The sequence below is a fragment of the Acinetobacter sp. 1000160 genome, from assembly GCF_000588715.1.
In the GTDB taxonomy this organism is placed as follows: Bacteria; Pseudomonadota; Gammaproteobacteria; order Pseudomonadales; family Moraxellaceae; genus Acinetobacter; species Acinetobacter courvalinii.
Genome location: NZ_JFWP02000008.1, coordinates 94287 through 106476 on the forward strand (window position 1 = coordinate 94287; position 12190 = coordinate 106476).

The 12190-nt window shown below is 44.9% G+C and carries 9 protein-coding genes; 2 read left to right on the forward strand and 7 right to left on the reverse strand.

The genetic code is table 11. The features are described 5' to 3' along the window. Positions 1–81 precede the first annotated feature (81 nt). On the reverse strand, positions 82–966 hold the full coding sequence (gene prpB / locus J699_RS03810) for a methylisocitrate lyase (protein ID WP_032870913.1): 885 nt from the start codon (positions 964–966) through the stop codon (positions 82–84). Continuing rightward, positions 959–1669: a GntR family transcriptional regulator gene (locus tag J699_RS03805; RefSeq protein ID WP_032870911.1), complete on the reverse strand. Its 711-nt coding sequence runs from the start codon at positions 1667–1669 to the stop codon at positions 959–961. The genes prpB and J699_RS03805 overlap by 8 nt, the downstream gene beginning before the upstream one ends. 453 nt (positions 1670–2122) lie before the next feature. Between J699_RS03805 and J699_RS03800 the strand changes: the two genes are divergently transcribed. Continuing rightward, positions 2123–3337, forward strand: coding sequence for an aromatic amino acid transaminase (locus J699_RS03800; RefSeq protein ID WP_032870908.1), 1215 nt, complete (start codon positions 2123–2125; stop codon positions 3335–3337). Positions 3338–3396: 59 nt separating this feature from the next. On the opposite strand, the gene dld is transcribed toward J699_RS03800, so the two are convergent. From dld to lldP, 4 genes are all read right to left on the reverse strand, one after another. Then, positions 3397–5103, reverse strand: a complete 1707-nt coding sequence (gene dld / locus J699_RS03795) for a D-lactate dehydrogenase (protein WP_032882945.1) — start codon at positions 5101–5103, stop codon at positions 3397–3399. Positions 5104–5391: 288 nt separating this feature from the next. Beyond that, on the reverse strand, positions 5392–6543 hold the full coding sequence (gene lldD / locus J699_RS03790) for an FMN-dependent L-lactate dehydrogenase LldD (protein ID WP_032882946.1): 1152 nt from the start codon (positions 6541–6543) through the stop codon (positions 5392–5394). Next, positions 6540–7292 (reverse strand): transcriptional regulator LldR, encoded by a 753-nt coding sequence (gene lldR / locus J699_RS03785; RefSeq protein ID WP_005228317.1) that lies wholly within the window; start codon positions 7290–7292, stop codon positions 6540–6542. Before lldR ends, lldD begins: the two co-directional genes overlap by 4 nt. Before the next feature lie 19 nt (positions 7293–7311). Then, a complete protein-coding gene (gene lldP, locus J699_RS03780; protein WP_171076942.1) occupies positions 7312–8979 on the reverse strand; it encodes an L-lactate permease in 1668 nt (555 codons plus the stop codon). Between the two features lie 383 nt (positions 8980–9362). On the opposite strand from lldP, the gene J699_RS03775 reads away from it, so the two are divergent. Then, positions 9363–10733, forward strand: coding sequence for a phosphomannomutase/phosphoglucomutase (locus tag J699_RS03775; RefSeq protein WP_032871046.1), 1371 nt, complete (start codon positions 9363–9365; stop codon positions 10731–10733). A 75-nt stretch (positions 10734–10808) separates the two neighbouring features. Here J699_RS03775 and J699_RS03770 read toward each other — a convergent pair whose 3' ends face one another. Then, positions 10809–12125 carry a hypothetical protein gene (locus J699_RS03770; RefSeq protein WP_032870898.1) on the reverse strand — a complete coding sequence of 439 codons (1317 nt, stop codon included), beginning with the start codon at positions 12123–12125 and terminating at the stop codon, positions 10809–10811. Positions 12126–12190 lie beyond the last annotated feature (65 nt).

The following is a 12190-nucleotide window of genomic DNA, read 5'->3' on the forward strand; positions in this document are numbered from 1 at the left end:
TATTGTTTAAACCGCGCAGGTTGCAGATGACTTTTCTGCATAGCAAATTTCAACCTAAATTCTTATGAATTAAGGTTTTACTTATTTATTCTTCGCAAAAGTTCCATCAAGATATTGTTCAAACGCGTGGTAGTTAATGCGTTCATACAGTTCTTGACGGGTTTGCATGGTATCGACCACATTTTTTTGCGTGCCTTCTTTACGCAGCGTCTCATAAACATTTTCTGCGGCCTTATTCATGGCACGGAATGCAGAAAGTGGATAGAGCGCAATGCTGACATCGGCAGAAGCCAGTTCGTCCGTGGTAAATAATGGCGTAGAACCAAATTCAGTGATATTGGCTAAAACTGGCACTTTGGTCGCATTTGCAAACTGCTTATACATCGCCAATTCAGTGATCGCTTCAGGGAATAGCATATCCGCACCCGCTTCGATATACGCCCCTGCACGATCAATCGCTGCCTGCAAGCCTTCAACCGCAAGTGCATCGGTACGCGCCATGATCACAAAACTGTCATCGGTACGTGCATCAACTGCGGCTTTAATACGATCGACCATTTCTTGCTGGGTCACGATGGCTTTATTCGGACGATGACCGCAACGCTTGGCACCCACCTGATCTTCGATATGCATGGCAGCAGCACCAAACTTGATCATTGACTTGGTAGTCCGTGCGATATTAAAGGCAGAAGCACCGAAACCGGTGTCGACATCGACCAATAACGGCAGGGCACAGACATCGGTAATACGGCGTACATCGGTCAATACATCATCAAGGTTACTGATACCCAAATCAGGTAGGCCTAAAGAACCTGCGGCAACACCACCACCTGACAAATAGATCGCCTTGTAGCCAGCGCGTTTTGCCAGTAACGCATGATTGGCATTGATCGCACCCACCACCTGTAATGGTTTTTCATTTGCGACCGCGTCGCGGAATAGCTGACCAGCTGACTGTTTAGCCATGTTGTTGTTCTCCTTGATTTTGCAGCAATGTTTGCTCAACAATTTTGTAGGATGCCTTGATGTGACGGTGCATCAGCATTTCGGCAAGCTCACCGTCACCTTCAGCAATCGCATCTAAAATGCGGATATGTTCGTCCCAAGCCTTGCTGGGTCGATCTGGGGTATTTGAAAACTGAATTCGATACATACGGATGAGGTGATACAGCTCATCACATAACATTTTTTCGAGGGTCTTATTACCACTGCTTTTGATAATGCAGTAATGGAAGTCGTCCTGACCTTCTTGCAGATAGTAGCCCTTACCTGCTTTAAAATTTTCATCCTCGGCATGCATACGCAATACATCACGCAAAGCCAGAATCTGTTTTTTATCAATATGCTGCGCGGCCAGTTTACAGGCCAAACCTTCTAATGACGCACGGATTTGATAGAGTTCCTGAAACTGCTGTAACGACAGTGATACCACACGCGCACCGACATGGGCCGTTCGTTCCACCAGTTTCTGCCCTTCCAGCCGATGAATCGCCTCACGCAATGGACCTCGACTGATGCCATACATCCGTGCCAGCTCGGGTTCTGAAATCTTGCTGCCCGCAGGGATCTGTCCCAATACAATCGCCGACTGAATTTGCTTGAATACGTGTTCCGTCAGGGTCATTCCCTGACTGGTGCTGAGGGCTTGAGGAACAAGGGTATCTTGCATATTGTCGACAATCTCTACGGTTTTGATGATTTTATAACGAGGTAAAAGAAAAAATGCAATAGGATTGTCGACAATAAATTAGACTGATGCTTTCAACCCTACTGTATGAGCCTGACTTAACGGCGAATCAATGCACTGCCAAAAAACCCATATAAAAACAGATAAAATAATAACTTAATCAACTCCATATGTATCATTTAGCCTTGCAATCCGATCGACTGGGCAGGCTTAGACTGTTCATGCTACGACCATGGTATGACAGCCTGATTGTAGACAATCTTTATAATGTTCACATGGCGACAAATTTTGTAAGTAAATACTGCACCAAAATGTAAATAACAGCGTGCTTCATGCAGTCTTTATTGATACATTATTGGGCATCGAAGGTTCCGCTTCAGAAGCGCCGACCTCCCCAGACATCTATGCACTTTGTTGAAGAAAAGGACATTGTTAATGTTTCAACATATCCCACCTTATGCAGGCGATCCGATCCTATCACTCATGGAACAGTTCAATGCTGATTCGCGTGCTGAAAAGGTAAACCTCAGTATTGGTTTGTACTATAACGAAGACAGTATCGTTCCTCAGCTTGATACCATTATCGAAGCGCAGAAACGTATTGCTCCTAAAAACACGCAAACCAAGCTTTATTTACCAATGGAAGGTTTCAAGCCTTACCGTGATGCGATTCAAGCCTTATTGTTTGGTGCAAATAGCCCTGCAATTCAACAAGGCCGTGTTGCAACGATTCAAACGCTTGGTGGTTCAGGTGCATTAAAAGTCGGTGCAGACTTCTTGAAAACCTACTTCCCGAATTCAGAAGTTTGGGTCAGCCAGCCAACTTGGGATAACCACGTTGCCATCTTCAATGGTGCAGGCATCAAGAGCAACTTCTACCCGTACTTCGATGCTGAAACACGTGGCGTTGATTTTGACGGCATGTTGTCTACGTTAAAAACATTGCCAGAACAAAGCATTGTGTTATTGCACCCATGCTGCCATAACCCAACAGGTGCAGACTTGAATCCGGCACAATGGGATCAAGTGATTGTGGTATTAAAAGAGCGTAACCTGATTCCGTTCCTCGACATCGCTTACCAAGGTTTTGGCGATGGTATGGAACAGGATGCTTATGCCATCCGTGCTTTAGACCAAGCCGGTCTGAACTTTATTGTCAGCAACTCGTTCTCTAAAATCTTCTCACTTTACGGTGAGCGCGTTGGCGGTTTGACGTTCGTATGTGACGATGCTGAAGCAGCAAAATGCACCTTCGGCCAGTTGAAAGCCACAGTACGTCGTATCTACTCTAGCCCACCAACAACAGGTGCATGGTTGGTTGATCAGGTGTTAAATGAGGCTGATCTCAATCAACAATGGCAAGGCGAAGTCAAAGAGATGCGTGAACGTATTATCAAAATGCGTAGCATCTTGAAGGATGAGTTGACCAAAGCCCTTCCTGACCGTGACTTTAGCTACCTTGTGAATCAAAAAGGCATGTTTAGCTACACCGGTTTAACTGCTGAGCAAGTGGATATTCTTCGTGAAGAATATGCAATCTACCTGGTACGTAGTGGTCGTATCTGTGTTGCTGGTCTGAACATGAATAACGTGTACAAAGTTGCCAAAGCAGTGGCTGAAGTTTTAGCAAAATCTGCTGCAACCGCTTAAGTTGTAACGATTTAAAAAGGCGCTTGAAGCGCCTTTTTTATTGCCTGTTTTATTTAAAGTCAGGACTTGGCCTTGCCCCAATACTTCAATTTAGAGGTCTGTCCAATTCCGACATTAAAACAGTTATTCGGATCAAGTTTCTGGTAGAAATTGGCCAATGCAGGCTTGGCAATATATAGATGACCGACATTATGCTCGGCAGGATATTCCGCACGGCGGGCATCCAGCAAATGCCACATTTGATGTTCCATCACTAAAGGATCATTGCCCTTTTTCAGAATGTAATCCTGATGAAACACATGACAGAAAAAGTGCCCATAATAAAGCTTATGAATGATCTGCTGTTCCATTTCCACAGGCAGTTGCTCCACCCATTCACGGTCATTGCGACGTAACGCAATGTCGAGAGCCACAATATCCTCAACTTCATCCCGATGGGTATCACGATAACGAATTGCTCCCCCTGCCACTGCAAAACGATGCAAAAAGGCTTTACGTCCTTCCTCGGCATCACAAAGAAAAAAATTGCCCGAAGCATGTACCGCAAAATAGTCTTGTAAAAATTGCTCGGTCTGGGCCTTACAATTATTTTCAACGCGTAACATCAAGTGATGTTCATAGCGATCACGATACTCGGTCATTCGTTTGGGTAAATGGCCCGGTAACAAGGACGTGATCGCCTGTAGAATATGATCGGTCAGCCCTTTGATTTTAAACTTTTCTAAAAAGCCATCGACCTTATCCTTGAGCGCGAAGGCTTTGGGTACATTGGCCGTACCAAATTTCTCAATAAACAGGAAGGTATCTTTGCCGTATTTTTCACCAATATGATACGCATCACGATGAATATATTCGCCCGCAATCGGCAAGCTTGGCAACGAAGTCAATAAATAACGGCGGATCGCAGTCAGGTCATCGGCATCATTGCTGCCAATATAAAACACACTGCTTTCTACCTTTTCATAGGTATCCAGACGCACTGCAAACACACAGACTTTACCTGCCGAACCCGAGGCTTCAAACAGGCGTGAAGGATCGGCATTAAAACGTGCTGGGCTATCGGCATCGACCTGAGTGACATCTTGCGCATAACGTTGATCGGATGCCTGCTTTTCAGCATCATCCAGAATATCTGTGGCTTGATAGCGTTGCTGTTCTAAACGAGTCAGGATTTCTTCAGGAGTTGAGCCCAAGTTGACGCCCAGATGATTGACCAATTCCAGCTGACCTTGGGCATTGACCTGCGCATACAGCGCCAGTTCGGTATAGGCAGGGCCACGACGAACCAAGGCACCACCTGAGTTATTACAGACACCACCCAGTACCGAAGCGCCAATGCAGGAAGAACCAATCACCGAATGCGGCTCACGGTCATAGCCTTTTAATAGCTGCTCCAGATTGTCCAAGGTCGCCCCCGGCAAACAAATCACCTGCTTGCCCTCATGAATCACCTGAATCCCTTTTAAACGACGGGTACTCATCACCAACACAGGTCGATCATAATCATCACCATAAGGCGTTGAGCCGCCGGTCAGCCCTGTATTGGCTGCTTGCATGATCACAATACAATCTGCCTCAATCGCCGCTTGTAGCACTTGCCACTGTTCCAGCAAGGTCCCAGGGATCACCACTGCAAAGACCTTACCTTCACCAAAACGACGACCTTGACGATACTGACGGGTACTTTGGTCATCACTCAGTACATGTTGCCGCCCAACAATCTGCTGTAAACGATCAATCACCACTTTGGGAGAAAATGTTTGCATGATGGCTCCTTTGGATCATCCATTTATAAACTTAGACCAACACGGCAGAATCTTAGTATCTGTCATTCGAGTAGCTCATTCTTCAATATGAATCAGCCCTTTATTTGCTATCGCGGTTAGCGGCAAGGATGCCGCCTGTTGAGCAACCGTACAGGGAGGTACGGTTTGCTCAACAAAAGGTTTTTGGTTACTTTTGACCTTTCAAAAGTGACAAACGCCTCTACACTAGAAACACGCAAGTCACCCAATGATGAGGCAGTGCCTACTGCATCACTGAGCAAATTATTCTTAAAAACCTTGTTTAATGGCTTGCACCAAACAATCTGTATTAATCTCCTGAATCGACTTGGCACCCGTCAATGTCATTGCCACTCGCATTTCCTTATCAATCAAATCCAGTAAATTCGACACCCCTTGCCCACCCGCAGCAGCCAAGGCATACACAAAGGCACGACCCAATAACACCGTATCTGCACCCAGCGCCAACATCCGCACCACATCCAGACCATTCCGAATACCTGAATCTGCCAGAATCGCCAGATCACCTTTCACCGCATCGGCAATTGCAGGCAAAGCCCGTGCAGAAGACATCACGCCATCCAACTGACGTCCACCATGATTGGAGACCACGATGCCATCCGCACCAAAACGCACCGCATCCTTGGCATCTTCTGGGTCCAGAATGCCCTTGATTACCATCGGGCCATCCCAGAATTCACGAATCCACTCCAGATCTTTCCATGAGATTGACGGATCAAAGTTAGACCCCAACCAGCCGATATAGTCCTCAAGCCCGGTCGGTTTACCTAAGTACTTCGAGATATTGCCCAAGTCATGCGGACGACCACACATCCCGACATTCCATGCCCAATGCGGATGCAACATCGATTGCATATATCGACGCATGGCTGCATTCGGCCCACTCATGCCTGAATGTGCATCACGATAGCGTGCACCCGGTACCGGCATATCTACGGTAAACACCAGTGTTGAACAACCTGCTGCCTTGGCACGTTCCAGGGCATTGCGCATAAAGCCACGATCACGCAACACATACAGCTGGAACCACATAGGGCGATTGATTGCAGGTGCCACTTCTTCGATCGGACAAACCGACACGGTCGACAAGGTAAATGGAATACCTTTTTTATCCGCTGCCACCGCCGCTTGCACTTCACCACGACGTGCATACATACCGGTTAAACCGACAGGTGCCAAAGCCACTGGCATGGACAAGGTTTCATTAAACAGTCTGGTTTCCAGACTCAATGCTGACATGTCATTCAGCACCCGTTGACGTAAGGCAATTTCAGACAGGTCCTGTACATTGCGTTTTAAGGTGTATTCCGAGTAGGCCCCCCCATCAATATAGTGAAATAAAAATGGCGGTAAACGACGTTGTGCCGCAGCACGATAATCATTGCCAGAAGAAATAATCATTTTGAGTCAACTCTACTTAAACGTGTTGCACGTTTCTGGCGAGCTTCATCTTCATCCAGAGCACGTACATGATTAATCACAAATTCAATATGACCACACACCGCCTGGCGTGCAGCTTCGGGATCTTTACGATCAATCGCATCCATCACCTGAAAATGCTGCTCACTGAGCAAGTCGCCATTGACAGGATCGTTATAAACTTTCTTGCGTCCCAGTAAGACGTTGTATTGCAACAGGTCAAACAAGCCACGCATCATCTGGATCAGCACAATATTGTGTGAGGCCTCAGCAATCGCTAAGTGGAATTCAGCATCCGCCACTGCCGCCTGAGCCGAATCCCCAGCATTCTGATGGCGGCTAATCTCATCAAAATAATGATGGATTTTGGCGCGATCTTCAGCGGTTGAGCGTAATGCCGCATACCATGCGGTGCCGCCTTCCAGTAACAAACGCGCTTCTTGCACATCAAAACGGTACAACGGATCTTCTTCAATCAGGTTACTGATCGGATTCACAATCAACTGTTGTGACCATTGCTCTGGTAACTGTTGAATGTAAGTCCCGTCACCACGGCGGCTACTGAGCACGCCCTGACTATTCAATTGCTGGATCGCTTCACGTAAGGACGGACGAGAGACCCCTAAACTGGTCGCAAGCTGACGCTCGGCGGGCAAACGATCACCTTGTTTCATCTGGCGTTGCTCAATGAGTGCCTGTAATTTCATGACCACTTGATCGGAGATTCTCATCACATTTCCTTGAGTAGAGTTATGGAATCATCCACGGCAGCAGATAAGCCTGAACCGTGACGATGATGCCAACAAAGACTGTAAATATGATGCTATGTTTTACCGTGAAACGGAACAGGTCTGATTCTTTCCCCACCAGGCCCACCGCGGCACAGGCAATCGCAATCGATTGTGGTGAAATCATCTTGCCCGTTACCCCACCACTGGTATTGGCCGCCACCAGCAATACTTCCGGAATCCCGATTTGCTGAGCGGTAGTCGCTTGTAAAGCCGAAAACAAGGCATTGGATGAGGTATCCGAACCCGTCAGGAAGACACCGAGCCAGCCCAAGAAGGGTGAAAAGAAGGTAAAGGCATGACCGGTATGCGATAACGCCAAAGCCAGCGTCGCAGACAGACCTGAGTAATTGGCAATAAAGGCAAAGGCCAACACCATACCAATCGAATAAATCGGGGTTTTTAATTCATTCAAGGTTTCAGCAAAGGTACTGACCGCTTCACGGGTTTTCATTTTCAGGAAAATGATGGTGATGAGGGCGGCAATGAAAATCGCGGTACCTGTGGCAGAGAACCAGTCAAATTTATAGATCGCTTCATAGGCCGTGGTTTCAGGCACAATCGGTGCCATTTTTTCTACCAGCTTATGCAGATACGGCACTTCGATTTTAACCATCCAGTCCGCCAAGGCTCCATCTTTAGCAAATAAGGCTTTAAACGGTTGCACACTCCAGATCGTCACCATCACGGTTAAAATCATAAACGGCGACCATGCTTTGGCAATCTGCGCAATGCTATAGCGTTGTGGCGTATGCGCTGCTGAGCTTGTATTTTGTGGCTCTACACCCTCAAAACGGAAAATATGCTTTGGTTTCCAGACGCGGAACAGTAAGGTCAGGCTGACCAGTGAAGCAATCGATGCCGTAATATCCGGTAGCTCGGGCCCCAGAAAATTAGAGGTTAGATATTGCGCGATTGCAAAAGCACTACCACCGACCAGTACCGCAGGCCAGGTCTCTTTTACCCCGCGCCAGCCATCCATAATCGCCATGATCCAGAACAGCACAATAAGGGTTAAGAAGGGTAACTGGCGACCAACCATCTGGCTGATTTCCATAGTCTCGACACCCGAGACCTGCCCCGCCACAATAATCGGAATGCCCATTGCGCCAAAAGCAACTGGGGCAGTATTGACGATCAGGCAGAGTCCCGCAGCATAAAGCGGCTTAAAACCCAATCCCACCAACAGGGCTGCGGTAATCGCAACAGGCGCACCAAACCCTGCCGCACCCTCAAGGAATGTCCCAAAGGCAAAACCGACCAACAGCATTTGTAAGCGCTGGTCTTCGGTAATCGATAAAATACTGGAACGGATGACATCAAACTGCCCGGTTTTGACGGAAATTTTATACAGGAACACCGCACCGATAATAATCCATGAAATCGGCCATAAGCCGTAAAAAAAGCCATAAATCACCGAAGCAAATGCCATTTCAGCGGGCATCTGATAAAAAAATAACGCAATCAGCAGGGCAATGATGACGGTACAGGTCCCTGCCACACTGCCTTTTAAACGAAATACCGCCAAAGCCAAAAAGAAGAAAATAATTGGGATCAGCGCCACCGCACTGGATAGCCAGATATTATTGAAAGGATCATAAATTTGTTGCCACACATTTAGCATTCTCATCTCCTTGAAATGCTGGGCGTCATTTTGTTTTCACTTCGATCTTGAACGAATCTTTCTATATTGGTATGACCAATATTCACCAAACCAGCAAATATTATCCATTTGCAATCTGTATGCATCTTAATTACATGAATTATCAGGATCAAGCCTATCAGAACCACAGTAATTGGTATTACCAATAATAATTAAATTAAATCAACCCGTTTAGCTTGGCCGTTTTATTCGCTATTCGACTAAAGTCTGATAAATGATTTACCTTTACGATCTTTATTCAGCTTCATACTCAACTTAAACCTACTGATAAAGAACTATAAATATGACTTGCTGGCGATATCTGTATAATGTGGTCACAACTCAAATCACATCACCATGAATTGAACAATATGACTCAACTGACTTGCTTTAAAGCCTACGATATTCGCGGCAAACTCGGTACTGAACTGAATGAAGAGATTGCCTATAACATTGGTCGTGCCTATGGACAGATCTATCAGCCTAAAACCGTCGTGATTGGCTGTGATATCCGTTTAAGCAGTGAGAGTCTAAAACAAGCCACCATTCGAGGCTTGAATGATGCAGGCGTCAAAGTGCTTGATCTGGGCATGACCGGTACGGAAGAAGTGTATTTCGCAGCGTTCCATCTCGATGTACAAGGCGGGATTGAAGTCACTGCCAGCCATAACCCGATGGATTACAACGGCATGAAACTGGTGCGTGAAAATGCACGCCCGATCAGTGCGGAAACAGGCTTAAAAGAAATTCAGGTACTAGCGGAATCAGGGCAATTCACTGAAGTTGCGAATAAAGGTACTACGCAAAACTATAATATTTTGCCTGAATTCGTTGAACATCTACTCACTTATATTGACCCGAAAAAAATCAAAGCACTTAAACTGGTAGTGAATGCCGGCAATGGCGCAGCAGGTCATGTGATTGATGCGATTGAACAAAAATTCCAGCAACTCAACATCCCTGTGGAATTTATTAAAATCCACCATGAAGCGGATGGCAATTTCCCAAATGGTATTCCGAATCCGATCCTGATTGAAAACCGTGACAGTACCCGTGATGCTGTACTGCAGCATCAGGCCGATATGGGCATTGCCTGGGATGGTGACTTTGACCGTTGCTTCCTGTTTGATGAAAAAGGGCAGTTTATTGAAGGCTATTACATTGTCGGTTTATTGGCACAAGCCTTCCTGATCAAACAAGCTGGCGAGAAAATTGTGCATGACCCACGTCTGGTCTGGAATACCTTTGATATCGTCGATCAATACCAAGGCGTCGCGGTGCAGTCGAAATCAGGCCATGCCTTCATTAAAGATGTGATGCGTGAACACAATGCGGTATACGGTGGCGAAATGAGCGCACACCATTATTTCCGTGATTTTGCGTATTGTGATAGCGGGATGATTCCGTGGTTACTCACCATTGCGCTGCTGTCAGAAACAGGTCAATCACTATCAACGCTGGTTGAAAACATGATTGCCAAATTCCCGTGCAGTGGCGAGATCAACTTTAAAGTGGCTGACACACAAGCCACAGTACAAAAAATCTTTGATCATTATGCCGATCAAAATCCGCAAGTGGACCGTACCGATGGAGTCAGCCTAGATTTCGGTGCATGGCGTTTAAATGTTCGTGCATCGAATACCGAGCCATTATTGCGCTTAAATATTGAAAGCCGTGCTGATCAAAATCCGCAACCGATGCAGCACTATGTCGATGAGTTGACTGCGTTGATTCAGGGATAAAAAATAAAACCGAGTTAAAAAATTAACTCGGTTTTTGAATAAAATAAATATATATAGCCAATCCAGCATCTTAGTCTAAGGTCGGAAATAGATATATTTGCTTGCTATCTTATTATCTTTGTCTACCTTAACTGCTGCATAATTTTTAGTAGCTTTCCTAATATCCTCAGCATCGCCCCAGGCATATGTTTTCGAGTCAGAGAAGCCAGAAGCAGACTCGTAAGTACCATGAAAAGCTTCAGACAACACACCATTACACTCAAAAACGTTCTGTCTATTGAATACTTCACCTACTTTTATTTTATCAAAATCTTCTTGTGTTGGATTACAACTAGAAAATGAAGACATATTATTACGATAATATTTGCTGAATAAACCACCAAGCTCCAATTTATAGTTTGTCCCGATACCATCCGCATCTATATCTGTCCACATATAGTATTCACGACCACTATAAGGCCCTATATCATCAAAAGAACGAACCTCTGTAAGTATTCCTTGACACCCCATGATATGGTTAACCGCTTCCTTGCTTAAACCATCTGTAAGTTTATCCCACACATCTTCAAATCTAAATGTACAAGTTTTTTTTGTTCCCCACTGTGGTGTAAATGCTTTATTCAGAATCTTAACTCCTTCATCATCATATCGCTCCCATATAGAGACATAATCTGTACTTCCATCTGTTTTACCCCAACTGTACCGATTTAAGCCACCATCACAACCTAATTTTTCCAATGCAGTTTTATAATCATCGCGTCCCCAACCAGCATTCACACTCTCCCATCCTGAATATGTAGGAATACAGTGCGTATCTTCTTTTATTTCTGAAAACACACCATTATAAAAAATTAATGATAAAAATTTTGTACCTGCTGAGTCTTGCCAGTTATAGGTATCAACAGAATATTTGTTACCAACGCCATTATAAGAGACATAACTACCTTCCCATTGGCCTATACAACCAATGGCTTTTTCTACCTCATTTAAAGCTTGTCCATGTTTGATACTATCAATTACATCTTTTGAAGGAAAACAACTTGATTTTTTACTGTCTAAAGGAAAATAATTTTTACTTTCCAGTTGCTCTTTGTCATCATAATTTATGGTTATTAAAGGTGTTTTCGTATGATTATTCCAATTATAACGGACACTCGACTTAATACCTGAATATTCTTGATAGACCTCTTCCGAGCTTTTAGTTCCTTTACAGTTTAATTTAGTTTCTGTTACAGCAACGCTATCACCCTTTTCAAGTTGTAGCCATTGTTCATAGCTTGGTATGCATTTTGAAGAGATATTATCTTCAGTATTTTTGTTCTTTTCATCACCACATGAACTTAGAAAAAACAGAACAGTGAGAGGTAATAAAGAGAGTATTTTACTATTCATCTTAACCATCCTTGGCTTATTTTTATTCTATGGTACGCCTATTTTTAAGGTTAAAGAGCAAGATA

Excerpts from the sequence above, each read along its gene's own strand:
- prpB (WP_032870913.1), bottom strand. The coding sequence starts at position 966 with ATGGCTAAACAGTCAGCTGGTCAGCTATTCCGCGACGCGGTCGCAAAT.
- J699_RS03805 (WP_032870911.1), bottom strand. The coding sequence starts at position 1,669 with ATGCAAGATACCCTTGTTCCTCAAGCCCTCAGCACCAGTCAGGGAATG.
- J699_RS03800 (WP_032870908.1), top strand. The coding sequence starts at position 2,123 with ATGTTTCAACATATCCCACCTTATGCAGGCGATCCGATCCTATCACTC.
- dld (WP_032882945.1), bottom strand. The coding sequence starts at position 5,103 with ATGCAAACATTTTCTCCCAAAGTGGTGATTGATCGTTTACAGCAGATT.
- lldD (WP_032882946.1), bottom strand. The coding sequence starts at position 6,543 with ATGATTATTTCTTCTGGCAATGATTATCGTGCTGCGGCACAACGTCGT.
- lldR (WP_005228317.1), bottom strand. The coding sequence starts at position 7,292 with ATGAGAATCTCCGATCAAGTGGTCATGAAATTACAGGCACTCATTGAG.
- lldP (WP_171076942.1), bottom strand. The coding sequence starts at position 8,979 with ATGAGAATGCTAAATGTGTGGCAACAAATTTATGATCCTTTCAATAAT.
- J699_RS03775 (WP_032871046.1), top strand. The coding sequence starts at position 9,363 with ATGACTCAACTGACTTGCTTTAAAGCCTACGATATTCGCGGCAAACTC.
- J699_RS03770 (WP_032870898.1), bottom strand. The coding sequence starts at position 12,125 with ATGAATAGTAAAATACTCTCTTTATTACCTCTCACTGTTCTGTTTTTT.